The organism is Shewanella sedimentimangrovi (genome assembly GCF_017354965.1).
Lineage (GTDB): Bacteria > Pseudomonadota > Gammaproteobacteria > Enterobacterales > Shewanellaceae > Shewanella > Shewanella cyperi.
The window spans coordinates 2,639,131-2,665,018 of the sequence record NZ_CP071502.1; the positions used below are offsets into that span (position 1 = coordinate 2,639,131).

Here is a 25,888-nt window from a genome sequence, read left to right on the forward strand (position 1 = left end):
ATGACCAAGCAATCCCAGGCCCTGGGTATTTCGGGCCGCATCGCCGCCAGCTTCCAGCACAGTGCCATAACCCCCTTGCTGGCCCTGTTGGCCCTGTTGTTGGGCCTGTTCGCCGTGCTGATCACCCCCAAGGAAGAAGAGCCACAGATAGATGTGACTTTTGCCGATGTCTTTATCCCCTTCCCCGGCGCCACACCGGCGGAAGTCGAGCAATTGGTGACCCTGCCGGCGGAGCGGGTAATATCGGAAATCAAGGGCATAGATACCCTGTATTCTTTTTCCCAACCCGATGGCGCCCTGATTATCGTCATCTTCGAGGTGGGGGTGAAACGCCATGACGCCATAGTCAAACTTTACAACCAGATCTATTCCAATCTGGACAAGGTGCCGCGCCTGGCCGGCGTCGGTGAGCCGCTGATCAAACCCCGCGGCATTGATGATGTGCCCATCGTCAGCCTGACCCTGCACAGCAACGACCCCAAGGTATCGGCCCAGCAACTTACCGACGTGGCCAGAACCCTGGAAGCCGAGCTCAAGCGCATTCCCGGCACCCGGGAGATTTCCGCCATGGGCCAGCAGCAACTGGTGCTCAATGTGCGCATCGATCCCCAGGCACTGTCGGCCTACGGTCTGAGCCTGACCCAGTTGGAAAGTGCCATTCGCGGTAATAACCTGATGGCGGCCAGCGTGCCCCTGGTACAGGACAATCAGGAAATCCGGGTACAGACCGGCGAGTTTTTGCGCTCCGCCGACGATGTGGGTTTACTTGTGGTTGGCGTATTCCAGGAAAACGACGGCAGCCAAACTCCCGTATACCTGCAGGATGTGGCGACCATCAGCCTCAAGGCAGACGCTCCCAGGCAACAGGTTTTCCATGTGGACCGTGAAGGCACGGTTCCTGCCGTGACCATAGCCATAGGTAAGCAAAACGGCAGCAACGCGGTCGATATTGCCGATGCGGTACTGACCCGCGTTGAGCAACTCAAGGGCCAACTGGTGCCTGACAATGTGCAGCTGACCGTCACCCGCAACTATGGGGTTACTGCGGCAGATAAATCCAATACGCTGATTTTCAAACTCATTTTTGCAACCGCCGCCGTAGTAGTATTGGTGCTGTTTACCATGGGCGCCCGTGAAGCCCTGGTGGTGGGCGTGGCCATCATTATCACCCTCGCCCTGACCCTGTTTGCCTCCTGGGCCTGGGGATTTACCCTGAACCGGGTATCCTTGTTTGCGCTGATTTTTTCCATCGGCATTCTGGTGGATGACGCCATTGTTGTGGTGGAAAACATCCATCGCCATATGGCGCTCGGCAAACGCAGCCTGCTGGAATTAATTCCGGTGGCCGTCGATGAAGTAGGCGGTCCCACCATATTGGCAACCCTGACGGTTATCGCGGCCCTGTTGCCCATGGCCTTTGTTTCGGGCCTTATGGGCCCCTACATGAGCCCAATTCCCATCAACGCCAGCATGGGGATGCTGATTTCCCTGGCAGTGGCCTTTGTGCTGACCCCCTGGCTGAGCCGCAAGTTTATCCGTCACCAGCACCATGAGCCCAGTGCCGAGTCCGAGACCGAAACAGGAGCCAGCGAACATGCCGGCGCCGATCCTCGTCTGCTGACGCTGTTCACCCGCCTGATTGGCCCCTTCCTCAAGGGGAGCGAGGGCCGCAAAGCCAGACTGGGACTGGGACTGGGCATTGTCGGACTTATCCTGGTGGCCCTGGTACTGCCAGCGGTGCAACTGGTGGTGCTCAAGATGCTGCCCTTTGACAACAAGTCCGAGTTTCAGGTGATGCTGGACATGCCCGAGGGCACGCCCCTTGAGCAAACCCAGAAGGTGCTGAAAGCCTTGTCAGCCGAATTGGTGAAGCTGGAAGAAGTTGAACACCTGCAGCTCTATGCTGGAACGGCGGCGCCGATGAACTTCAACGGTCTGGTGCGTCACTATTATCTGCGCTCCAGTCCTGAGCTTGGCGACATTCAGGTCAACCTGCTGGACAAGCGCCACAGACACAGAGACAGCCACAGCATAGCACTGGCCGCCCGTGAAGCCCTGCGCCCGGTCGCCGAGCGTTATGGTGCCAATGTCAAAGTGGTGGAAGTGCCACCCGGACCTCCGGTCTGGTCACCGATTGTGACCGAGATCTATGGCCCGGATCAGCAAAGTCGTGAGAACACGGCCCGGGAAATTCAGTCCCTGTTTGCCGCCACGACGGATGTGGTCGATATAGATATCTTTCTGCCCGATCCCCAGCAAAAATGGCAGGTGCAGATAGACCGCAGCAAGGCTGCCCTGCTTGGCATCCGCTATGACACCATAGTGGATCTCATCAGCAGCGCCATCGGCGGCAAGGATGTGGGGGTATTACACCTCAAGGGTCAGAGTAAGAGTGTGCCTATCCGCTTGCAGCTGGAAGAAGGCAGTAAGCTGGACCTGTCAGAGTTGCTGGCGATGAACATCAGTGGCGCCCAGGGGCAAAGCTTTCCCCTGGCGGCAGTGGTCGCTATCCGAACCGAGGTGATGGATGCCCCCATCATCCATAAGAACCTCAACCCCATGGTGATGGTGGTGGCGGATATGGCCGGACCTTTGGACAGCCCGCTATATGGCATGTTTGATATGGCAGCGGAGATAGATGCCAGGGGCGGTATTGAGCAGAACTACATCCAGCAGCCATCCGGATTGGCCATGCCGGGTATACTCTGGGACGGTGAATGGAAAATCACCTACGAAACCTTCCGCGACATGGGTCTGGCCTATGCGGTGGGCATGATAGCCATTTACCTGCTGGTGGTGGCCCAGTTCCGTTCCTACCTGGTGCCGCTGATAATCATGGCGCCCATCCCACTGACAGTCATAGGCGTGATGCCGGGGCATGCCCTGCTCGGGGCCCAGTTCACCGCAACCTCCATGATAGGCATGATAGCCCTGGCAGGGATCATAGTGCGCAACTCCATATTATTGGTAGATTTTATCAATCAGGAGTCCGCCGCCGGCGTGCCCTTTGAACGGGCTGTGATCCACTCGGGGGCCGTGCGGGCCAAGCCCATCATGCTGACGGCGTTGGCTGCCATGATTGGCGCCCTGTTTATACTTGATGATCCCATATTCAACGGTCTGGCCATCAGCCTGATCTTCGGTATCTTTATATCAACCCTGCTGACTCTGGTGGTGATACCCGTGCTTTACTATGCACTGATGCGCCACCGTATGGAGTCTTAAACCAATGCGCCCTGGCGCGAGGAGTCATTATGTCACTTGAACGTTCTGTTATGGCATTTGCCGGTTTTATGGTGCTGCTGTCACTGCTGCTGACCGCCTTTGTACATCATAATTTTGTCTGGCTAACGGCTTTCGTTGGCGCTAACCTGTTTCAAAGCGCCTTTACCGGCTTCTGCCCCGCCGCCATGTTGATGAAAAAGATGGGGATCAAGTCAGAGGCCGAGTTGGCAAAGAAATAATCCACTCACACAAGGAGAGACTGTGAAATTACTGACACTTTGGCGCGGCCTGGTGCTGTGCCTGACCCTGCTGCTGCCAATCACATCCTGGGCCGGAGAAGGCAAAGATCCTGCCGTCGCCTGGCAAAAAATCCAGGCCGGCGCCATGGTGGTGGATGTACGCACCGCCGAGGAATATGCTGCCGGACACCTGGAAGGCGCCATCAACATCCCCTTCGAGCGGATTGCGGCCGAGTTTGCCAAGCGCGGTATCGCCAAGGATGCAGAAGTGGTGCTTTACTGTCGCAGTGGACGCCGCAGCGGCATTGCCCAGGACAGCCTGATGGCCGAAGGGTACGAGCACACCTATAACGGTGGCGGCTTTGAATCCCTGGCGGCAGCCAAACCCTGATTTCAGTTACATTGAAAAGGCACCCTTGGGTGCCTTTTTTATTGACGCAACTTCCTTTTCACAGAGGCGAAGTTGTTGAATCCTCTCCCCCATCGAATGTGCACATCAACATTTTTGGCGCGCTCGCGGTGACCGAAACTGAACCAGGGCTGAACAAGATGTCAGTTGCTCACACTTCCCCGCTCACCACTCGACATTTAAGGATAACTTATTCCATATTGGAATAAGAAAAAATACTTACGCATTTTCATGACGATATAACAGCAAAACCCGATTTAGGCGCATAACAGACGCATAAACGTCCGTATGCCGTCCAAGTACCCACATCGAATATTGATGCGGTTTTAGCCAGCTTTATGAATAAAGCAATCGTATTCATGCATATTTAGTCACGCAAAGCATTCCGGTCGGCCGAAAAAACCACACAGCATTCCGTTAACATTTGTTTTACATGTGTAGCATCAGTAGTTAAATTCACTGCCGGAGTAACGGCTTTGTGCGGCTTTCGCTGGCAAAGCATCCAATAACAACGATTAGTTCTGACTCTTGCAACACGGAAGATAAGTATGACAATCAATAATAAAGCTAAAATGGTGTTGGGTTTATCCACCCTCGCCCTCGCCATTTCCGCCAGTGTGCATGCAGCTCCTGCTGCCACAGGTTTTTTACCCGCCAAGGAACAGGTATCACCGCTGCCAAAGCGCTACGTGGTGAAATTCAAGAATGAAAGGGCTGCCGCCAACGCTGCTGTCCAAAGCATGGCCTATGAACCAGCTGCTCTGGAAGTCTCTGGTCATCACAAGGCCCTGAACGCCGCCGCAGCCAAGGAAATGAAGCGTATTGGCCGCAGCAACGCCTACAGTGCCAAGCTCGATGCCAAAGGTATCAAGGCTCTGCGTGCCCGCGCCGACGTGGAATACGTTGAAGAAGATATGCCACGCCGTCTGCTGTCTGAAACCACCCCTTGGGGTCAGAACTTCGTGGGCGCCACCCAACTGTCCGACAGCCTGGCCGGCAACCGTACCATCTGTATCATCGACTCAGGTTACGATCGTGGCCACTCCGAGCTGTCCGGCAACAACGTAACAGGTACCAACAACTCAGGTACCGGCAACTGGTTTGAGCCAGGTGCAGACAACGCCCACGGTACCCACGTGGCCGGTACCATTGCCGCCATCGCCAACGGTGACGGCGTTGTGGGTGTGATGCCCAACCAAAATGCCAACATCCACGTGATCAAGGTGTTCAACTCTGCAGGTTGGGGTTACTCTTCCGATCTGGTTGGTGCGGTAGACACCTGCGTGCAAAACGGTGCCAACGTCGTGACCATGAGCCTGGGTGGTTCAGGTTCCAGCACCACAGAGCGTAACGCCCTTGCAGCCCACTACAACAACGGTGTGCTGCTGATCGCCGCCGCCGGTAACGCCGGTGACAACACCCACAGCTACCCAGCATCCTACGATGCGGTAATGTCTGTGGCTGCCGTGGACAATAACAAAGACCACGCTGCTTTCTCCCAGTACACCAACCAGGTAGAAATCTCAGGTCCGGGTGAAGCGATTCTCTCTACCGTTACCCGCGGTGAAGGTCGTCTGTCTGACATAGTGATCAATGGTCAATCTTACTTTGACAAGGGTGTGGTCCCCCATCACCGCTTCGTCAAGTCAGGCACCAGCTACGTTGGCGCGCCAATCAACGGCACCGCCACCGGTACCCTGGCCGAATGTACCGTGACCAACGGCACCTTCAACTGTGGCAACATGACCAACAAGGTGTGTCTGGTTGAGCGTGTGGGTAATCAGGGCACCAGCTACCCTGAAATCGATGCTGCCAAGGCCTGTCAAACCGCCGGCGCCGCGGCCACCATAGTTTACTCGAACACTGCCCTGCCCGGTCTGCAAAACCCCTTCCTGGTGGACACCAACAGCGAGCTGACCAAGGTGTCAGTATCTGTTGACCGTGCTACCGGTCTGGAGCTGCGTAACCTGGTGGGTTCCAGCGTGACCGTATCCAACACCGGTGGCAAGGACTATGAGTACTACAACGGTACTTCCATGGCCACCCCACACGTGTCCGGCGTTGCTACCCTGGTGTGGAGCTACCACCCAGAGTGTACCGCAGCCCAGGTGCGTCAGGCCCTGAAAGCCACTGCCGAAGATCTGGGCACTGCCGGTCGTGATGATAAGACAGGTTATGGTCTGGTCAACGCGGTTGCCGCCAAGGAATTCCTGGATGCCTCCTGTAACGGTCCTACCGGTCCGGTTGGCGGCAACGTGCTGGAAAACGGTGTAGCCAAGACCAACCTGAGCGGTGCCAAGGCTGAAGAGCTGCACTTCTCCATGGACGTGCCAGCCGGCGCCACCAACCTGAGCTTCGCCATGAGCGGTGGCAGCGGTGATGCGGATCTGTACGTGAACTTTGGTGCAGCCCCAACCACCACTGACTACGATTGCCGTCCATACAAGGGTGGTAATGCCGAGTCTTGCCCAATCAGCAACGTTCAGGCAGGTACCTACTATGTGATGCTGCGTGGCTACAGTGCCTTCAGCGGCGTGAGCCTGGTAGGCAGCTACACCGAAGGCAGCACTGGTGGTGGCAGCACAGGTCCTGTGACCTATACCAATGACAGCAACTACAGCATCCCTGACAACAATGCCACCGGTATCACCAGCCCAATCAGCGTGACCCGTACCGGCGATTCAGGCACTGTGACCGTAGCAGTGAACATAGTTCACACCTACATTGGTGATCTGAAGGTTCAACTGGTGAGCCCAACCGGCCAGGTAGCGACACTGCACAGCAACACAGGTTCAAGCGCAGACAACATCAACAAGACTTACACTGCCGATATGTCAGGTGTTGAGTCCAGCGGTACCTGGAAGCTGAAAGCCGTAGACAGCGCCAGCCAAGACACTGGTTATATCGATTCCTGGTCTCTGACCTTCCAATAATCGATTTCGCTGGAATTAAAACGGGAGCCTCTGGCTCCCGTTTTTTTATTCTATTGCAGACTTGGCTTAAGCACCACGGGCTCAATCAGTACCGAATCGCTTTCGTTGGACAACCATATCTGGCCTTCATTGATGGAGCAATTGAGTTTCATGCTGCGGCCCACCAGGGTGGCCATGGCCTTGACCTGGGCCTCGGGGATCTCAATCACCTTCAGATTGCGGTAGCGCTCAAGGGCCTGGGCATTTTGATGCCACCAGATGGGCACACTGCGACCACCGTAGGCGAACAGCTGCACCTCCCGGGCTCGGCCGGCGGCCTTGCGCAGCCACTTCTCATCGGCCTGGCCAAATTCAATCCACAGCCTAATCTCACCGCTCGGCTCCCGGTCCCACAGTTCGGGCTCGTCATCGACGCACAACCCCTTGCTGAAGGCCAGGCTGTCGCTGGCGTTCAAAGCAAAGGCCAGCAAGCGCACCATCATGCGCTCGTCGGTTTCGGAGGGATGTTGCGCCAGGGTCAGCGCATGCTGTTGATAATAATGTCTGTCCATGTCGGCGATATCCAGCTCGACCTTGAACACTGTGGCCTTGAGTGCCATGGGAACTCCCGCATCCAAATAGGCGGCAGTCTAGCCGATCAAAAGGGCCAGGCCCAGCAAAAACACCTCAGAGGGCGCCGGGGCGTAAATGCCTGGCCATGGGGAATTGCGCCTTGAGCCTGTCTATGGCGTCGGCATCGCCATAAACCAGCAGCCGCTGGCCGGCCTCCAGGGCGTGGCTCAACTCGCTTGACGCTGGCAAGGCCTTGCGGTCGGCGTCCCGGCGCAGCAGCTCACTCAGCTCCAGTGGCAGCGATATATCGCTGCAGATACAGTCAATACGCTGCAAGGGGGCCAATGCCGCAATCGGCAACAGATCGGCGCGGGTAGCATCATCGATAAGCCACAGTTCGCCATCCCGTCCTTCACCGCCCCAATTCTCACAGCCAAAGGCCTGCTCGAAATGATCCATTGTGCTGTCATCGAACCGGTCGCCATTGAGGGCAAAGAAACGTTCCCAGAAGCGGCGCCGCTGGGGCACTGAGGCCAATCTTTGCTGCACCTGCGGACGCTTGTCGGCAATAAAATCAAACAGGGGTGCCAGGGAGGGCGGCAACCAGGTTTCCAGCCGGGCCCTAATGTCGCGGGCAAACACCGGCGCGGCACCGGCCGTGCTGATGGCCACCACCAAACGGCCCCGGTCGACTATGGAGGGGGTGATAAAGCGGCATTCGGCGGGGCTGTCGACCACATTGACCCAAATACCCTTGTGCCGGGCGAGATTGGCATAATGGCGGTTAAGCTCGTTATCGGCGGTTGCAAGATAGAGTAAATCCCAATCGCTGATGTCCGCATCGCAGATTGGGCGTTGCAACAGCTGCACATGGCCGCTGGCGGCCAAGGCCTGCACCTCATCACATACCTCGGGGGCTATGACAGTGATCTGTGCCTGGGTGCGGTTCAGCAGTGCCAGCTTGCGGGCGGCCACATCACCGGCACCCACCAGTAACACCTTGAGATTATGGGTGTCGACAAACAGGGGAAAATATTGCATCTGACTCTCAGTCGTTGACCAGGGGCAGATCCCGCGCCACCCAGGCCTTATAACCACCGGTCAGTGAAGCGACCCGGGTATAACCCATCAGCTGCAGATTATAAGCCGCCAGGGCCGAGCGATAGCCGCCACCGCAGTAGAGCAGCAAGGGGGTGCTTTTATCCGGATAGCGGGTTTCGATATCGCGCTCAAGAATGCCACGTCCCAAATGACGGGCACCGGGCAGGTGATCCTTGAGCCATTCATGATCTTCGCGCACATCCAGCAGTTGCCAGCTGTCATCTGCCTGATAGGCCTCGACGCTGATCTCGGTAACCTTGGGCAAAATAGACTCGACCAAGGCGAGAAATCCCGGATTATGTTGCATTTTGAACTCCTTATCCCAACCTTTGGCTCAAGTGTAGTGCCGTGCCAAAGGGGAAACAAGTGTTCAGTTGTGGGCCTCACTGCGTTCGGCACTGCAGTGCCAACAGAGCTCGAAACTGCCCTCATTGAATTCGTGACACTGGACACACTGCCACTTGGGCAGATCGCATTGCAGGCTGTCGAGTTGCGCCTGGGCCTGGGGCAATTGTGACTGGCACACCCACAGCTCGACGTTTTGCAGATCCACAGGCAACTCACCTATCCCCCCCAAGAGGGCCTCGCCCCTGAGTTCTACCTCAATGCCACTGAGCTGCAACAGCCCTTTCCAGGTGTGGGCCTGCAGCAGATTACCGCCGGTCAGCAAACATTTGCGCTCTTCCATGCTACTACCTGTCTATGGAGTTTATTTTTGTTATGGCCCGGGAGAATCCTCTGCTATGACTTTTCAGGTCCAAAGGTTTTCCGGGCGGGGTACGGGCCCATGCTAACGGGAAAATGTGACAAAATCGAGCATATATTCCACAGTTTCAGCCGATAAAAAAGCCACCCTGAGGTGGCTTTTAACTGTGAAGCGTGAAATTTGGCTATCAGGGCATCATGGATGGCTGATCGGCGCCTTCTTTTTCCACTTCCACCGGCATCATGTGCTCGCGGCACACCCCCAAACGGATTGCCAAATAACTGGCAACATAAATGGAGGAATAGGTACCGACAAAGATACCCAGCAGCAGTGAGGTCGCAAAACCGTGGATCAGGGTACCGCCCTTGAGGAACAGCGCTACCACCGTGATCAGCGTGGTACCCGTGGTGATAATGGTCCGGCTCATGGTCTGGGTGATGGAGGCATTCACCACTTCATAGGGTGTGGCCTTACGCATCTTGAGGAAGTTCTCACGAATGCGGTCATACACCACTATGGTGTCGTTGAGCGAGTAACCCACCACGGTCAGCACGCCGGCCAGTACCGTCAGGTCGAACTCCAGCTGCAGCACGGAGAACACGCCCAGGGTCACTATCACGTCGTGTGCCAGTGCCGCCACCGAGCCCGCCGCCAGGCGCCACTCGAAACGGAAGGACACGTAGATCAGGATACAGATCAGCGCAACCAGTACCGCCAGACCGCCCTGCTCCGCCAGTTCCTCACCCACCTGGGGACCAACGAACTCAACGCGCTTTTGCACCACGGAGGCATCCAGCTTGGTGGCTTCGGCCATCACCAGCTTGACCTGATCATCGCTTTTGATGCCGTCACGCACCTGCAGGCGTACCAGGATATCGCGGCTGGAACCAAAGTTCTGCACCACTGAACCACTGGTTTCCGGCCGGTCGAGGGCCACCCGCAGTTTGTTGAGATCCTGGGGCTGGGAGAACTCCATCTCCACCACGGTACCGCCGGTGAAGTCCAGACCCCAGTTGATACCAACAGTGGCCAGCGACACCAGTGACGCCACCACCAGAATGGCGGACATTATGCTGATCGGCAGCGCGTGCTTGAGAAAGTCTACCGATTTTTTGAGGGTTAAAATCTGAAACATGATTGTCGCTCCCTCAGATAGACAGTTTCTTCACGCGTTTGCCGCCCCAAAGCGCGTTAACTATCGCGCGGGTACCCACAATTGCAGTGAACATGGAAGTCAAAATACCTATCATCAGGGTCACGGCGAAGCCCTTGACGGCTCCGGTACCCACGGCGAACAGAATCAACGCCGTGATGAAGGTGGTGATGTTGGCATCGGCAATGGTCGAAAAGGCGTTGCCGTAACCTTCGTGAATGGCCTGCTGTACGCTGCGACCGGCGCGTAATTCCTCACGGATCCGCTCGTAAATCAGCACGTTGCCATCAACCGCCATACCGACGGTCAACACCATACCGGCAATACCCGGCAGGGTCAGTACCGCATCGGGGATCATGGACATCACCCCCACCACCATGATGAGGTTGGCGGACAGGGCCAGGTTGGCTATCACACCAAAGGCGCGGTAGTAAACCATCATGAACAGCAGCACCACAGCCATACCCCAGATCATCGCCTGCAGACCGTTCGCTATGTTCTCGGCACCCAGGCTTGGACCTATGGTACGTTCCTGAACTATGGATACGGGCGCAATCAGGGCACCGGCACGCAGCAGCAGTGCCAGGTTCTGGGATTCGGCATGACCTAGACCTGTGATCACGAAATTGCGACCCAGGCGTGCCTGAATAGTGGCAACCGAGATCACTTCCTCTATCTTCTTCATCTTCACGCTGCCGTCGGGATTACGCTCACCGCTGTCCTTATACTCGATGAACAGGGTCGCCATTGGCTTGTGAATATTGTCCTTGGTGACATCGGAGAAGATGCTGCCACCCTTGGCATCCAACTGAATGGATACCTGGGGGCGGCTGTATTGATCGAACGAAGGTTGAGCACCGGTTATATGATCGCCGGTCAGCATCACTTCCTTCTTCAGCACCACCGGGCCGCCCTCGCGGCGCTGATACAGCTCTGAGCCTGCGGGCACACGGCCGGCAAGGGCTGCGGCCACGTCGGCCTTGTCATCCACCATGTGGAATTCAATGGACGCCGTGGCACCGAGGATTTCCTTGGCGCGGGCAGTGTCCTGTACCCCTGGCAATTCGACTATGATGCGCTCGGCACCCTGACGCTGCACCACAGGCTCGGCCACACCCAGCTCATTCACCCGGTTACGGATAGTGGTGATGTTCTGCAGCAGGGCTTCTTCCTTCACCTGGCGCAGGTAGGTTTCGCTCATGGTGGCCAACAACACAAAGTTGCCATCACCGGTTTGCTCGGTGAACAGCATGTCGTTGCCACGGGACTTGAGGAAAGCCTCGGCCTGAGACAGGGTGTCGGCGTCACGGAACTTGATCTCTATGCCCTTGACGGTACGGTGTACACCGGCGTAGCGGATCTTCTCTTCCCGCAACTGGGTGCGGAAATCGGCAATCTTGGCCTCTTCCATCTTGCGGATGGCTTCGCCCATGTCCACTTCCATCAGGAAGTGCACCCCGCCGCGCAGGTCAAGACCCAGCTTCATTGGGGAGCCACCGAGGGACTCCAGCCACTCTGGGGTTGCCGGGGCCAGGTTCAGCGCCACGGTGAACTTGTCGCCCAAGGTGTCGCTGATGGCTTCGCGGGCCAGCAGTTGATCTTCGGCGTTATTCACGCGGACCAGCAGCTGACCTTTTTCCAGTTCACTGCGCTTGACGACTATGCCCTTGCCGGCCAGCAACTCGCTGACCTGGGTTTGGGTAGACACAGTCACCTCAGCGCCACGGGTTGCCACCACCTGCACCGCGTAGTCTTCACCGAACAGGTTCGGTATTGCGTAGAAAAAACCGACGACTATGATGAACATCACCATCAGGTTCTTCCACATTGGGTATTTATTTAACACGCCTTAGCCCTCTTGGCTTACAGGGACTGGATAGAGCCTTTAGGCAATACCGCCGCAATGTAATCCTTTTTGATGGTGATCTGGGTGCTGTCGTTCAGGGCCAGCAGGACGTAGTCATTGTCGTCGCCTATCTTGGCAATCTTGCCAACAATGCCGCCGCTGGTGAGCACTTCGTCACCCTTGGACAGGGAGGACATCAGATTTTTATGCTCTTTGACCCGCTTGGACTGGGGACGGAAAATCATGAAATAGAAAATCAGGCCGAAAATCGCCAACATCAGTACCAGTTCCATGGTACCACCGCCCTGGGGAGCCGGGCCTGCCGCATACGCGTTTGCAATGAACATAGTTTTTCTCTTCTTTTTAGCTAGTTAATCAGTCTTTTAACTCGGGAACTTCACGCCCTTGACTGGTATAGAAGTCCTCAACAAAGGCGTCTAATGTACCCGTCTCTATGGCGGTGCGCAAACCCTCCATCAACCTTTGGTAATAACGCAGGTTGTGTATGGTGTTCAGGCGGGCACCGAGTATCTCGTTGCAACGATCCAGGTGGTACAGATACGCCCGCGAATAGTTTTTGCAGGTGTAACAGTCACACTTGGCATCCAGCGGTGAAGTGTCATCGCGATGACGGGCATTGCGGATCTTGATCACCCCTTCACTGGTAAACAAATGGCCATTACGGGCATTACGGGTCGGCATTACGCAGTCGAACATGTCAACACCGCGGCGTACGCCCTCCACCAGATCTTCCGGCTTACCAACGCCCATCAGGTAGCGGGGCTTGTCAACGGGGATCTGCGGGCAGACATGCTCCAGAACTCTGTGCATGTCTTCCTTGGGTTCACCCACGGCCAGACCACCTATGGCATAACCGTCAAAGCCGATTTCCAGCAACCCCTTGAGGCTCTCGTCACGCAGATCCTCATAGACGCTGCCCTGGATAATGCCGAACAATGAATTGGGGTTCTCCAACCGATCGAACTCGTCACGGGAACGCTGGGCCCAGCGCAGCGACATCTGCATCGACTTGCGGGCCTCGTCCTCGGTGGCCGGATACGGGGTGCACTCGTCAAAAATCATCACCACGTCACTGCCAAGGGCGTGCTGGATCTGCATCGACTTTTCCGCATCCATAAAGATTTTTTCGCCATTGATGGGCGAGCGGAAGTGTACTCCTTCCTCGGTGATCTTGCGGATATCGCCGAGGCTGAACACCTGGAAACCACCCGAATCGGTGAGGATCGGCCGTTGCCAGTTCATAAAGTCGTGCAAATCACCGTGCTTGCGCATGATCTCTTCCCCGGGACGCAGCCACAGGTGGAAGGTATTGCCCAGCAGTATGTCGGCTCCTGTGGCACGCACTTCCTCGGGCGTCATGCCCTTGACCGTGCCATAGGTACCCACAGGCATAAAAGCCGGGGTTTCCACCACACCGCGTTCAAATATCAGGCGGCCACGACGGGCACGGCCCTGGGTAGTATCCAATTCAAATTTCATAATGACCTCGTCAGAGAAACAGTCTGACTCTTCAAATGGCATCAAGCCGTTGTTTACACATGGGGACACCGCCATCCGGCTTCAAGCCGGCGCGGCCAAAAAAATGCCCAACCGTCAGGTTGGGCAGGCATTTTAAAACAAAATTCCCTGTCAGGGGGCTTTTTTAGTCACAAACATGGCGTCGCCATAACTGAAAAAGCGGTATTTTTGCGCAACCGCGTGCTCATAGGCCCGCATCACTTCGGCATGACCGGCAAAGGCGCTCACCAGCATGATGAGAGTGGACTCGGGCAGGTGGAAATTGGTCACCATGGCATCCACCACCCGAAAGCGAAATCCGGGGTAAATAAAGATGTCGGTATCACCACGGAAAGCCTTCAGCTCACCCTCGCTGGCACGGGCCGCACTTTCCAATGAACGTACCGAGGTAGTGCCCACGGCGATGACTCTTTTACCTGCGGCCTTGGTGGCGAGAATTTTGGCCACCACCTCTTCGGGTACATCGGCCCACTCGGAGTGCATCTTGTGTTCCAGCACATTGTCGACCCGTACCGGCTGGAAGGTGCCGGCACCCACATGCAGGGTGACGAACGCCATGTCGACGCCCTTGGCCCTGAGATCGGCCAGCATTTGCTGGTCAAAGTGCAGTCCGGCGGTTGGCGCCGCCACGGCACCGGGCTTCTGGTTATAGACGGTCTGGTAGCGTTCCTTGTCGGCATCCTCATCGGGTCTGTCGATGTAGGGTGGCAACGGCATATGGCCTACGGCCTCCAATACGTCGAGAATGCTGAGCTCATCTTCCAGTGCCAATTCAAACAGGGCATCGTGGCGGGCCAGCATGGTCATGCGGTAACCACCGTCGAGCAGGATCTCGGTGCCGGGTTTGGGAGACTTGGAGCTGCGCACATGGGCCAGGATGCGTTTGTCATCCAGCATACGCTCCACCAGGATTTCCAGCTTGCCACCAGTGGCCTTTTGGCCGAACAGGCGGGCCGGGATCACCCGGGTGTTGTTGAATATCATCAGGTCGCCCGGCTCGATCAACTCGAGCAGCTCAACAAACTGCCTGTCTGCCAGGGCGCCGCTGTTGCCATCCAGGGTCAAAAGCCTGGAGGCACTGCGTTCCGGCATGGGGTAGCGGGCAATAAGCTCATCGGGCAATTCAAAGGAAAAATCGGCTAAACGCATGGGCAAGTTACTCTGCTTGGCTTGGTAAGGGATCCACGCACCAGGCAGGTCAGGACCCCTCGTTGTCGGGCTTGGGCCCATTATTTATGGGCTGCCGCTGAATTTCGGCGCGGTATTCGTGCAGTTCCATGGGGATCTCCACCTGCACCCGTTTTCGCTGCGGCTGCGGACGTATCCCCAACATTTTAGTGAACCAGTTCCACATCATCCATGATCCTCAAACCGTTTCATGATGGATTACTCAATTGCTATCCTGGCGCGACATCCTCAAGGTTCCCTTACCGCATTGCGGGGGTTCCTTCGCACCGGCGCGCATGATACCGTGAAACCCGGATATTCACCAAGTGTAAATTATGAACTTTCTCGCTCACTTGCATCTTGCAGACATCAGCAATACCAGCCTTGCAGCCAACCTTGCCGGGGACTTTGCCAAAGGTGCCATCGACGGTCATCCACAATCACTGCGCCAGGGGATCTGGCTGCACCGTCAGATAGATAAAATTACCGACGAGCATGAACTGAGCCGGGAATTATTGGCCAAGTTTCCAAAAAGCCTCACCCGCGGCGCCGGCATTCTGATGGATTTGGCATTTGATCACATGCTGGCTCGCTACTGGGATGAATACCATCATCAGCCGCTGGCCGAGTTCAGTCAGCGGGCCTACGCCAGTCTCAAGTCCAGCGCCGATTTGCCCGAATCACTGCGGGCAGTGTTACCACGCATGGCGCAGGAAGACTGGCTGATGGCCTATGCCGGTCGTCAGGGCCTGAACCAGGCCATCAGTGGCGTGCGCAAACGCCTCAGTCGCCCCGAACTGCTGGACAATGCCGAAAAAGTGGTGGAAAAAATGGATGTGGAAATCGAGATTGCCTTTCGCACCCTCTATCCCCAGCTGATGGCCTATAGCCGCCGCCTGGCTCGCACCACACCTGCCGAATTTCTTTGATGGCGAACCTAAGCTGGCTCACAAGGGGTCGTCTTTGAGGTAGAATGCCGCGCCAAAGGAGTTCCAGATGCAAATTTTCCACTACCAGCCACCGGCCCTGCCCTGGCTCGACATTCGATACCGCGATCGCGACCTGATAGTGATAAGCAAACCCTCGGGGCTATTGTCCAATCCGGGGCGCGCCCCGGAAACCCACGACTGCGCCCTGACCCGGCTGCAACGGCTCTATCCCGACACCTTGCTGGTACACAGGCTCGACTGCGCCACCTCGGGAATCATGGTGTTTGCCCGTAACAAAAAGGCCGAGTCCAATCTCAAGACCCAGTTTCAGGACAGGCACACAGAGAAGCTGTATATCGCCGAGGTCGCCGGCATTGTGGAACCGGATGAGGGCGAAATCGATTTACCACTGGGGGCAGATAAATTGAACCCGCCCTGGCAGCAAGTGGATATCGAGGGGAAAAGTGCCCTGACCCGGTTCAAGGTACTGGAGCGACGCCAGGATTCGACCCTGCTGCAGCTGATGCCGTTAACCGGACGCACCCACCAGCTGCGGGTACACATGCTGGCCCTGGGCCATCCCATACTGGGTGATGACTTTTACGGCCAGGACACGCCTTTCGCCGATACCACGGTTGAATTGGCACGCCCACGCCTCTGCCTGCACGCCCAGAGTCTCAGCCTCAGCCATCCCTACAGCGGCAAACCCTTGCAGTTTGTCAGCCCCCATCCCTTCAGTGGCAGCTAAGGTCAAAAACGCAAAAAGCTCAGAAATGCAAAAAGCCAAGACGCAGGGCGTTTTGGCTTTTTCAATCGCTTACTTTTTCTATTTCTTTATCAGCGGCATCTCTTTGGATGCCTGGAGCCGAACAGTCAAATGCCGTCGGCTTAATTGCGTATGTCGCCCGTTTTTCAGGCCACCATCACAGCCGGTGCCACCGGTGCTGTGTAATAGCAGCCTTTGAAGTTGCAAAACTGCAGTCCAGCTTCGACCACGATGAAGTACTCACCGAAGAAGTTGCCGCCCTTGTCTTCCAGTTTGAGTCCCGACTCGGTTTCCGTCGCCAGCATGTCATCCAGGCTATGACAACCATCGTTAAACCAGGTTTCCAGCAAGTAACGCTCACCCTCGCGGTACAGGGTGATCCTGTCCCCCAATTCGGGCCTTTCATCCAACCAGGATCCCACAATTTCACGTGCGCTCATTGTTGCCTCCCGCCAATGCAGGCGTTTGCGTTTTTCTATCGCGGATACATTTGCATTCCTATGCAGTTCGAATGCCGTCTCATTCAGTCCAGAATATGAGGAAGCGTTAAGCATGGATGCCATTGGCGTTATCACTCCAAAAATACCCCAAGTGTTAATCACGGGTTACAAAACAGTAACATGCAAGGACAAAACACCCGGTTGACCACTCGGTACGCCATGCCCCTAACCTACGGCGGAAAGTGTAGCCTAATTTGCGGACAAAAACGCGATCAAATTCACTTTTTCTGCTGGAACATGCAAACGACGTTGGTAAAAGCCGACTGACTGCGCATTTTGGAAAGGGACAGTAAAAATCCACCTGCATAGCAGGTGGCTTTGACACAGCCCCCTAAAAGGGGGCTTAAAAACTAACCTTCCAACCCTAACGCTATTTGCCGTTTCTCTTCTTCTTTGGCTGTCTTTTCCTGGTGCCGTACATATCTACGGATTATGTCTTCGTTTGCTCCTACTGAGTCCACAAAATAACCCCGTTGCCAGAAGTGATTCCCCCAGAGCTTGTGCTTTCTTAAATAAGGAAATTTGGCAAACATCCTGATCGCGGTTCTCCCTTTAACAAAACCCATTAAATCCGACACGCTTAGACTGGGTGGGGTTCTGACTACTAGATGGACATGATCTTCCTGAACATTTAGTTCCACGACTCTGCATTTCTTCATGTTGCAGTAAACATAGATACTTCGATAAAGCTCTCTGCCGAGATTACCTTTCAGGATTTTGTACCTGTACTTGGGTGTCCAAACGAGGTGATACTGACAACGATAGAATACGTGAGACGCGGATTCATATCTGCTCATGCTACTTACTCCTTGATTTGCTGGTAACAAACCGAGGGAGTATTTAGCATGGGCATTCTCCGGGCAAAGCCCCACCAGAACGATCACCACCTCCATAGGAGGTGGTTTTAGGGTGACAATAAAAATGGCAGCCCGGGCTGCCATTTACTGAGGGACGTTTCAGCTATCAGCCACGCTGCTCTGCAGCCTCACAGGCGGCAGCGGTAAAGAGCACATCGGTGGAGCTGTTCAGCGCCGTTTCGGCCGAATCCTGGACAACGCCTATGATAAAGCCCACGGCAACCACCTGCATGGCCACCTCGTTGGAGATACCAAACAGGCTGCAGGCCAGCGGGATCAAGAGCAGTGAACCACCGGCAACGCCAGAGGCTCCACAGGCGGACACAGAGGCGATAATACTGAGCAGCAGCGCTGTGGGCAGATCAACCGTAATACCCAGGGTATTCACCGCCGCCAGTGTCAGCACGGTAATGGTGATGGCGGCACCGGCCATGTTGATAGTGGCGCCCAGGGGGATGGACACCGAATAGGTGTCTTCATGCAACTTCAAACGTTCACACAGGGCCATATTGACCGGAATATTGGCGGCCGATGAGCGGGTAAAGAAGGCTGTCACACCACTCTCGCGCAGGCAAGTTAACACCAGAGGATAGGGATTGCGGCGGATCTTGATAAAGACGATCAGGGGATTAATCACCAGTGCAATGATCAGCATGGCGCCAAGCAAGACCCCCAACAGCTGCCGATAACCGTCAAAGGCCGCAAATCCGGTTTGGGCCACGGTTTCGGTGACCAGACCGAAGATACCCAAGGGGGCCAGACGGATCACCACCCGCACCATTTGCGAAACACCGTGGCTGATATCAAACAATACCGTCTTGGTGGCCGACCCGGCCTTATGCAATGCCAGTCCCAACCCGGCGCCCCAGGCGAGAATGCCGATATAGTTACCCGTCATCAGGGCATTGACCGGGTTATCCACCACCTTGAACAGCAGGGTGTGCAGTACCTGGCCTATGTCCTGGGGCGGATTGGCAGCGGCGGCGGTATCCTGCAACACCAGGGTGGTGGGAAACATAAAGCTCAGTGACACGGCGGTCAGCGCCGCGGCGAAGGTACCCACCAGGTACAGCACCAAAATAGGCTTCATATTGGTATGGCTGCCCTGCTTCTGGTTGGCGATGGAGGAAGCCACCAGCACAAAGACCAGCACAGGGGCTATGGCCTTGAGCGCACCAACAAACAGATCGCCGAGGAACGCCATTTGATGGGCCCATTCCGGGCTGATACTGGCCAAAGCCACACCGGCGATGATCCCCACAAGAATTTGCAGCACCAGGCTGCCGCTGGTCAATTTGGCCAGCAAAGAGTTATTGTTTTGCATGTTAAATCCGTCGCAATTTAGCAATTATTATCATGGTGACGCACTGGTTCGAATGCCTGCGCCTGCGCTGGTCCCCAGCCGGTTTTACAGGGACTCGGACGCCTTGTCCAGCGGATCAGTTACCACTGACCTTGTGTGCACCACGCAACATGGCGGCGATAAGCTCCTGGGCGTCGAATTTGGTGAGCGCCTCATCCGCCCCCACCTGATGGGCCTGGCTTACGCTGATTTCACTGGAAAGCGAGGTGTGAAGAATAATATAAGCTTTTGACAAAGCTGGATTATCTTTAACCTCAAAGGCCAGTTCATAGCCATCAAGACCGGGCATTTCGATGTCGCTGACCAAGAGTTGCACCGGCCTGTGATCCCGGGCATTTTGCTCCATGATGGCCAGCGCATCCTTGCCGTTACTGGCAACCTGATAGGGAATGTTAATCGCATCCAGCGCGTCGCTGAGTTGCTTGCGGGCCACCTTGGAATCGTCCACCAGCAGGATGTTGAGGGGCTTAATCTGTTCTCGCTGCACATCGGTCAAAACGGCGATGCGCTTGTCGTCCTGTATGGGGAATACCTTGGACAACAGCAGCTCCACATCCAGCAACTGCACCAAGCGGTCCTGATAACGGGTTACCCCGGTCAGAAAGGCCTGTTTGCCGAGATTATCCGGTGGCGACTCTATGTCGCGCCAGTTGCACTCGATGATCTTGTCTATGCCCCGCACCAGAAAACCTATCAGCATCCGCTGACAGTCGGTGATAATGATGTAACAGCTGGCACGCTCATCTTCGGTGACCGGGGGATAACCCACTGCTGCCGCCATGTCCACCACAGCTATGGTTTGGCCCCTTACCGTCGCCGTTCCCATCACGGCTGGATGAGATTGGGGCATTGCATTGAGCGGGCTGTAGGGAACAAGTTCGCGGATCTTCAATGTCCCCAGCGCAAACAGCTGCGACTTGCTCAAATGGAAGAGCAATAATCCTTGTGATTGATTAGCCTTGCTTTTCATTCAGTTAACCTTGATGAAACCTCAATCTCTATCCTAACAGTTTATGGCCCGGCAGAAAGGGGGCAAAGCACCCAATTATAAAAGTTTTTCTATGGGCAACCAGGCCAGCAAAGTCACCAGCAAACGGCGCCAGACGCCGGCCTCGGGCTCCCGGCGCCACACCCTGACGGTTTGAGGATCGCGCCAGCCCATGCCATCAGCATCCCAAATCAGCTGATAAGCCTGCCTGGCGAGTATCCCTGACAGTACCAGATCCAGATTGGCCACCAAGGCCGGGTTTTCCAGCATCACCCCCATCTCTGTGTTGAGCCAGGCGGAGCGGGGATCGAAATTGAATGAACCAACGAACAAGCCTGCATCATCAAACACAAAGCTCTTGGCATGCAGACTGGCACGGGAGCCCCGCCAGACACGGTGGTGGCGCCGCACCTGACTTTTAAGCTCATAAATCTCGACACCGGCCTGCAGCAACGCCTGCCGGTAACCTCGGTACTTACCATGCACCAGGGGCACGTCGGTTGCTGCCAGGCTGTTGGTGATAACCCTGATACCCACACCCCGGTTTCGCAGGGAGGTCAATAATTCCAGCCCGGCGCGGGAAGGCACAAAATAGGGAGAAATGATGACAAGTTGCTTTTTGACCATCCGCATACGCTGCGCCAGGGCCATTATCAGCCAATCCCTTTGACTGTCCTGCCTTGCCTTGTGTGCCGGGTCACTGAGCACGCTTGCCGGGCCCCAAAACCAGCCCAATTCCCGATTCGAGATGGCATGTAACAGACTGCTGCTTGCCAAGCGTTCCAGGTAGGGGGAATGGCCCAGCATTGGCCGCGCCCGCTCGATGTCGTCCTGCAAAGCAGTCAATCCCAAATCATCTTCGGGCCTGATGGTCTCTATACCAAAGGTATCGGGTCCATCCCAGAAGGCATTGAATTGGGTAGACACTTGCTGCACCACGGGCCCGGTCAACAGGCAATCAAGATCGCCAAACTCCAGCTCGGTATCGGCGCCAAAGTATTCCCGACCTATGTTACGGCCACCGACTATGGCCAAAAGGCCATCCACCGACAGCGATTTATTGTGCATTCTGTGGTTGAGGCGGGCGAAATCAGACAACAAAGACAGCGAGCGCCAACGGCGCAGGCGGGCTGGATTGAACAATCTGACGCTGATTTGAGGGTGACAGGACAGGGCGCGCAGCTCGGCATCCTGACGCATACCCGTGGTGTCATCGAGCAACAAACGGATCCTGACGCCGCGATCGGCAGCTTCAAGCAGTTGCCAGATGAGCAGTTTTCCCACCTCATCGTGGCGGAACAGATAATATTGCACATCGATACAATGTTTGGCGCTGCGGATCAGCGCCAGGCGGGCCACCATGGCATCCACACCATCGTACAGCGGCAGTGCGCCGCATTGTTCCGGTCGAGAGGCGCCGAGTAAGGTTAAATCCAGGGGGGAAGTTTCGGTCCCGGCCATAGCCGGCGATTCGACCGTCTGCGCCTCACGGGCACTTCGCGCCTTGGCCAGATCCCGCAGGGGCACATACCCGAGCAGCGTCAGCAGTCGATTGCGCAGTCGTGCCAAGCGTTTGCTGCCCCGGCGAACCATCGCTGTTCTCCTGCCCTGTTACTGACCTTGGTTAATTTTGCATCCGGTAGAGCACGTCGTAAACCAATTGATCCCAACCCTCAGAACTGAAGGCCGTCTCGCGGATGCTGCGCACCTGACTGACGGCATGCACAGGGGCTGCGCCCTTGTGCATCAGATAACAGGCCATCAGGATCCCGGTTCTGTCCCGGCCGTTGCGACAATGCACCAGCACAGGTACACCGCGCGCTTCATGCTCGAGCAGCCAAGCGAGCGCCTTTTCGGCCTGTTCGGCACACAGCGCGTCATCGCCCGGCAAGGGCGGCACATTGGTGGAAAATGGGAAGCAGGCATAGTCCAGACCGGCCTCCGCCAGCGCCTTGGGATCGCAACCTTCCCCGCCATTGACCGACAGCACGGCACCTATGCCGGACGCCCTCAGGGCACGGGGATCCCAGGCATCCTTGTTGGGACCACTGCGACCGGCCAACACACCTTCAATCAACCAGAACACCTGTTGCATCAGCGGCACTCCTCAAACAAGCCAGACACTCACACTATGAGGGTTTGCGCCAGATCCCGGCATTGACCGGGGGCAAGTTTTTACGCTTTTTCTTGCCGGTGCCTTCGGGTTTGGCCTGGGGTTTGGCTATATCCACTCCCTCTGGCGCATCGGCGCTGGCCTCAAAGCCCGGGATCTGCTCCCGCTCCAGCCTCAGCTTGTGTTTCTTTTCTATCACCCGGAAGTGGTGATACTCCTCGTGGCAAATCAGCGACAGCGCCAGTCCCTCGCGCCCAGCCCGACCACTGCGGCCGATGCGGTGCATATAGTCCGCCGGACTGCGGGGCAGCTCAAAATTGATGACCACAGGCAGGTCATCTATATCGATGCCGCGACCGGCGAGATCGGTGGCGATCAGCACCCGGGTCTTGCCGCTGCGAAAATCCTCCAAGGTACGGTCACGACTGCCCTGGCTCTTGTCACCGTGAAAAACCTGGGCCTCGATGCCGGCCTTGGCGAGCTTGGTACACAGGTGCTGACAGCTGCTCTTGGCACTGGCAAACACCAGCACCTGGCGCCAGTCGTATTGTTTGATAAGGGACGCCAGCAGCGCCGCCTTGTTTTCCTTGTTGACTGTGATCACCCGCTGCACCAGGGTGGAGGCCTTGGGTTGGCTCAGTTGCAGCTCCTGAAATCCCGGTTTCAGCCACTGGGGCAACAGGGATTGCAGCTCCTCACCGAAAGTGGCGGAAAACAGCGCCGTCTGGCGTTTGACGGGCAGGAGTTCACGGATGGACGCCAGCTCCTCGGCAAAGCCCAGGCTCAACATGCGATCGGCCTCATCCAGCACCAGGGCTTCCAGGGCATCGAAGCGCACCGCATTGCTGCCGTGCAAATCCAACAAACGTCCAGGCGTCGCCACCAGCACATCGGCGCCGCCGCGCAGCGCCAGCATCTGGCTGTTGACCGAAACACCGCCATAGGCGGCGAGGATTTTGGCGCTGTGGCCCTTGGCGGATTCGCAGAAACTTTCGAACGCGCTGGCAACCTGCTGCGCCAATTCCCGGGTCGGCACCAACACCAACAGACGTACCTGATTACCCTGGCCGCGGCGGCGGGCGCCCTTGGCCAGCAGATCCAGCAGCGGCAAGGCGAAGGCGGCCGTCTTGCCCTGGCCCGTGTCTGCGACCGCCAGCAGGTCTTCACCTGCCGCCAGCTTGGGAATGGCTTGCCATTGCACCGCCGTCGGGATCTTGAATCCCAGGGCGACAAGCCTTTCCTGCAGGGCAGCAGATAAGGGTAAGGCAGCAAAACCCGCGTCCGGGGCTGAAACTTCAATCATGGCAACACCGTTAAATTCAAATGACCGGGTATTCTAAAAGAAACGGGCCCCAAAGGCCCGTAAATTCAGCAACGCGAGCCAGCCAGGCCCTTTTATCCAGCTGCCGGAGTTTCCAGATCCAGCAGCGCCTGTTTCATTGACAGACCCCAGGCATAGCCCACCAGATTGCCGCTTTTGCCTATCACCCTGTGGCAGGGCACAATAATGGCAATGGGATTGGCGCCGTTGGCGCAGCCCACGGCCCGCACCGCCTTGGGATTGCCTATCTCATCAGCCAGTTGGCTGTAACTGCAGGTGGCGCCGGGAGCTATATCCACCAGTGCCTGCCAGACCCGGCGCTGAAAGGCGGTGCCCTTGGGGGCCAGCATCAACTCAAAGCCAAGGCGCTGGCCGGCAAAATACTCATCGAGTTGCGCTATCGCCTCAGCAAGGTGCCCTTTGGCACTTGCCAGGGCCGCTTCGTCCCCCTGCCCCAACTCAACCCCGGTCAAGGGGGCCGCCGTCAAATGGGTTAATCCTGCGGCACCTGCCGCCAAATACAGCCGACCAACGCTGGACTGATACTCGGCGCTGGCCAGCACCTCGGCCGCGGCCTGCCAGCAAATGCGGTTGCTGCTGAGTGATTTCATTGCTCGTCTCCTACTTTCTTCCAAATTCAATGCCTGCTCATGCCCATGCTCATATTCATGCTCATGACGGCGAGTCCTCCATGGCCCACAGCACCAACGTCAGGTAGCTGCCCCAGGGCGCCACCTGTTTGGCCAGGGCATCAGTATCTATGGCCTCTCCCTGGCGCTGTGACACGGCCTGCAGGCGTTTACGCACCACAAGATCGCCCACCAGCAACACATTGGGATCGCCCTCGCCGCGCATTCTGGCGTAATTGACGGTCCAGGGACCTATGCCCTTGATGGCCAGCATCGCATCGGCGCCCATATCGGGTTCGGCGTCCAATTTGGCCCCCAGGGCGCGCAGCGCCTCCTTGCGACTGCCGGGCATTCGCAATTCATCCAGGGTGGCTTGTGCCAGGGCGCCGGCTGCCGGGAAAAACCACAGTTCACGCCCGGCCACGGTACGCCTCTCACCGCATTCCCGAACCAGCTTGCCCAGCAGTTGGGTGGCCTGTTTGACACTAACCTGTTGCCCCAATATGGCGCGGCAGGCCGCCTCAAACATGCTACCGGCACCCGGCAAACGCGGCAGCGCCTTGCCTTCGGTGACCAGCCCAAGCGGCAGGCAACGGGCGACGCTGTCCATATCGGCGTCGAGATCCAGGATACGGCGAATGGCCATAACAAAGGGCCGCAGCTGACTCATATCGCTGCCCTCGTCGAAACCGATACGCACCCTGAATCTGTGCTGCTCGGGTTCATGGCAGGCCTCAAACCAGGCCAGCAGGCCGTTGAGCCTCAGAGTTCGCCCGTAACAGGGCTCGCCTTCCTGACTGGTAAACCACTCCATGCCATCGACCGCCCGCAGCCGGAAAAATGCCAGCATGGCCTGTGCATCATAGGGCGGGCGGTAGTTGAGCAAGAGGCAGGTCTGTGCCTGCACACCACGTTTCTGCCGCAACTGACTCGGTGTCAGTTGCAAGGTGTCACGGAATACTTCGTTAAAGCGCCTCAGACTGCCAAAACCGGCGGCCATGGCCACGTCTGTGATTTTCATGTCTGTTTGATGCAACAGCTGCTTGGCAAACAGCAGCCGTTGGTAATCCGCGTATTGCTTGGGCGACAGCCCCAATTGCTCCTGAAACAGGCGCCGCAAATAGCGACTGCTGATCCCAAGCCGCTCGGCCAGATGTTCCATGGCCTGGTTGTCGCCGCCATCATTCAGCAAGCCTTGGTCTATCAGTTTCAGCGCCCGCTCCAGCGTGGTGCCCGTGCCCTTCCAGGCAAAGGAGCCAGGAGCCGACTCGGGACGGCACCTCAGGCAAGGACGCAGCCCCGCATGGGCCGCGGCCTGGGCACTGGCAAAATAACGCACGTTTTCTTCCTTGGGGGCCACGGCCGGACACACGGGGCGGCAATAAATGCCCGTGGTCAGCACCCCGACAAAGAACAGTCCGTCAAAGCGGGCATCACGACTGAGTCTGGCTTCGCGGCAAGCCTGGGGCGTAGGTAAGTTGGGCATGGCAATCAGCCTCAATGGCGGTCTGGCTTGAATTTCTGTAGCCAGAGTAACCAAAACCACCGGCCC

General features: G+C 56.8%; 25 protein-coding genes. 6 read left to right on the top strand and 19 right to left on the bottom strand.

The genetic code is table 11. The annotated features are described in order from the left end of the window. From JYB85_RS11465 to JYB85_RS11480, 4 genes are all read left to right on the top strand, one after another. On the top strand, positions 1-3,225 hold the full coding sequence (locus tag JYB85_RS11465) for an efflux RND transporter permease subunit (protein WP_207379411.1): 3,225 nt from the start codon (positions 1-3) through the stop codon (positions 3,223-3,225). A 29-nt stretch (positions 3,226-3,254) separates the two neighbouring features. Beyond that, the gene (locus JYB85_RS11470; protein WP_207320158.1) at positions 3,255-3,464 is read left to right on the top strand and encodes a YgaP family membrane protein; all 210 of its coding nucleotides are present in this window, start codon (positions 3,255-3,257) and stop codon (positions 3,462-3,464) included. A 49-nt stretch (positions 3,465-3,513) separates the two neighbouring features. Continuing rightward, positions 3,514-3,855: a rhodanese-like domain-containing protein gene (locus JYB85_RS11475; RefSeq protein ID WP_407695893.1), complete on the top strand. Its 342-nt coding sequence runs from the start codon at positions 3,514-3,516 to the stop codon at positions 3,853-3,855. 566 nt (positions 3,856-4,421) lie between these two features. Next, on the top strand, positions 4,422-6,806 hold the full coding sequence (locus tag JYB85_RS11480; RefSeq protein ID WP_207379413.1) for a S8 family serine peptidase: 2,385 nt from the start codon (positions 4,422-4,424) through the stop codon (positions 6,804-6,806). A gap of 50 nt (positions 6,807-6,856) precedes the next feature. Here the strand turns inward: JYB85_RS11480 and JYB85_RS11485 are convergent, their stop codons facing one another. The 10 genes from JYB85_RS11485 to JYB85_RS11530 form a co-directional block, all read right to left on the bottom strand. Next, positions 6,857-7,405, bottom strand: coding sequence for a YaeQ family protein (locus JYB85_RS11485; protein ID WP_207379414.1), 549 nt, complete (start codon positions 7,403-7,405; stop codon positions 6,857-6,859). A gap of 67 nt (positions 7,406-7,472) precedes the next feature. Next, positions 7,473-8,399, bottom strand: a complete 927-nt coding sequence (locus tag JYB85_RS11490) for a precorrin-2 dehydrogenase/sirohydrochlorin ferrochelatase family protein (protein WP_207379415.1) — start codon at positions 8,397-8,399, stop codon at positions 7,473-7,475. 7 nt (positions 8,400-8,406) lie between these two features. Further along, on the bottom strand, positions 8,407-8,766 hold the full coding sequence (locus JYB85_RS11495; protein WP_207379416.1) for a rhodanese-like domain-containing protein: 360 nt from the start codon (positions 8,764-8,766) through the stop codon (positions 8,407-8,409). A gap of 63 nt (positions 8,767-8,829) precedes the next feature. Then, complete coding sequence (locus tag JYB85_RS11500) at positions 8,830-9,147, bottom strand: putative signal transducing protein (RefSeq protein WP_207379417.1); 318 nt, start codon at positions 9,145-9,147, stop codon at positions 8,830-8,832. Between the two features lie 205 nt (positions 9,148-9,352). Further along, positions 9,353-10,300 carry a protein translocase subunit SecF gene (gene secF, locus JYB85_RS11505; protein ID WP_207379418.1) on the bottom strand — a complete coding sequence of 316 codons (948 nt, stop codon included), beginning with the start codon at positions 10,298-10,300 and terminating at the stop codon, positions 9,353-9,355. 13 nt (positions 10,301-10,313) lie between these two features. Continuing rightward, positions 10,314-12,164 carry a protein translocase subunit SecD gene (gene secD / locus JYB85_RS11510; protein ID WP_207379419.1) on the bottom strand — a complete coding sequence of 617 codons (1,851 nt, stop codon included), beginning with the start codon at positions 12,162-12,164 and terminating at the stop codon, positions 10,314-10,316. Between the two features lie 17 nt (positions 12,165-12,181). After that, entirely contained in the window at positions 12,182-12,511 is a 330-nt protein-coding gene (yajC, locus tag JYB85_RS11515) for a preprotein translocase subunit YajC (RefSeq protein ID WP_207379420.1), read from the bottom strand. Positions 12,512-12,539: 28 nt separating this feature from the next. Beyond that, positions 12,540-13,664 carry a tRNA guanosine(34) transglycosylase Tgt gene (gene tgt, locus JYB85_RS11520; RefSeq protein WP_207379421.1) on the bottom strand — a complete coding sequence of 375 codons (1,125 nt, stop codon included), beginning with the start codon at positions 13,662-13,664 and terminating at the stop codon, positions 12,540-12,542. 150 nt (positions 13,665-13,814) lie between these two features. Continuing rightward, complete coding sequence (gene queA / locus JYB85_RS11525) at positions 13,815-14,852, bottom strand: tRNA preQ1(34) S-adenosylmethionine ribosyltransferase-isomerase QueA (RefSeq protein WP_207382053.1); 1,038 nt, start codon at positions 14,850-14,852, stop codon at positions 13,815-13,817. 49 nt (positions 14,853-14,901) lie between these two features. Beyond that, positions 14,902-15,057, bottom strand: coding sequence for a hypothetical protein (locus tag JYB85_RS11530; RefSeq protein WP_207379422.1), 156 nt, complete (start codon positions 15,055-15,057; stop codon positions 14,902-14,904). Between the two features lie 148 nt (positions 15,058-15,205). Between JYB85_RS11530 and JYB85_RS11535 the strand changes: the two genes are divergently transcribed. Both JYB85_RS11535 and JYB85_RS11540 read left to right on the top strand, forming a co-directional pair. Beyond that, positions 15,206-15,799: an acyl carrier protein phosphodiesterase gene (locus tag JYB85_RS11535; protein ID WP_207379423.1), complete on the top strand. Its 594-nt coding sequence runs from the start codon at positions 15,206-15,208 to the stop codon at positions 15,797-15,799. Positions 15,800-15,866: 67 nt separating this feature from the next. Then, on the top strand, positions 15,867-16,547 hold the full coding sequence (locus JYB85_RS11540) for an RluA family pseudouridine synthase (protein ID WP_207379424.1): 681 nt from the start codon (positions 15,867-15,869) through the stop codon (positions 16,545-16,547). 164 nt (positions 16,548-16,711) lie between these two features. Here the strand turns inward: JYB85_RS11540 and JYB85_RS11545 are convergent, their stop codons facing one another. From JYB85_RS11545 to JYB85_RS11585, 9 genes are all read right to left on the bottom strand, one after another. Further along, positions 16,712-17,128: a hypothetical protein gene (locus JYB85_RS11545; RefSeq protein WP_207320171.1), complete on the bottom strand. Its 417-nt coding sequence runs from the start codon at positions 17,126-17,128 to the stop codon at positions 16,712-16,714. A 287-nt stretch (positions 17,129-17,415) separates the two neighbouring features. Continuing rightward, entirely contained in the window at positions 17,416-17,862 is a 447-nt protein-coding gene (gene tnpA / locus JYB85_RS11550; RefSeq protein WP_207381940.1) for an IS200/IS605 family transposase, read from the bottom strand. Positions 17,863-18,028: 166 nt separating this feature from the next. After that, positions 18,029-19,246 carry a serine/threonine transporter SstT gene (gene sstT / locus JYB85_RS11555; RefSeq protein WP_207379425.1) on the bottom strand — a complete coding sequence of 406 codons (1,218 nt, stop codon included), beginning with the start codon at positions 19,244-19,246 and terminating at the stop codon, positions 18,029-18,031. A 115-nt stretch (positions 19,247-19,361) separates the two neighbouring features. Then, entirely contained in the window at positions 19,362-20,255 is an 894-nt protein-coding gene (locus JYB85_RS11560; protein ID WP_207379426.1) for a chemotaxis protein CheV, read from the bottom strand. Between the two features lie 75 nt (positions 20,256-20,330). Next, positions 20,331-21,866 carry a phospholipase D family protein gene (locus tag JYB85_RS11565; protein ID WP_207379427.1) on the bottom strand — a complete coding sequence of 512 codons (1,536 nt, stop codon included), beginning with the start codon at positions 21,864-21,866 and terminating at the stop codon, positions 20,331-20,333. A 31-nt stretch (positions 21,867-21,897) separates the two neighbouring features. Then, on the bottom strand, positions 21,898-22,368 hold the full coding sequence (locus JYB85_RS11570) for a phosphatase domain-containing protein (protein ID WP_207324195.1): 471 nt from the start codon (positions 22,366-22,368) through the stop codon (positions 21,898-21,900). Positions 22,369-22,402: 34 nt separating this feature from the next. Continuing rightward, positions 22,403-23,689, bottom strand: coding sequence for a DEAD/DEAH box helicase (locus JYB85_RS11575; RefSeq protein WP_207379428.1), 1,287 nt, complete (start codon positions 23,687-23,689; stop codon positions 22,403-22,405). A 92-nt stretch (positions 23,690-23,781) separates the two neighbouring features. Next, positions 23,782-24,318, bottom strand: a complete 537-nt coding sequence (locus JYB85_RS11580; RefSeq protein ID WP_207379429.1) for a methylated-DNA--[protein]-cysteine S-methyltransferase — start codon at positions 24,316-24,318, stop codon at positions 23,782-23,784. 61 nt (positions 24,319-24,379) lie between these two features. Continuing rightward, entirely contained in the window at positions 24,380-25,822 is a 1,443-nt protein-coding gene (locus tag JYB85_RS11585; RefSeq protein ID WP_207379430.1) for an AlkA N-terminal domain-containing protein, read from the bottom strand. Positions 25,823-25,888: the final 66 nt, after the last annotated feature.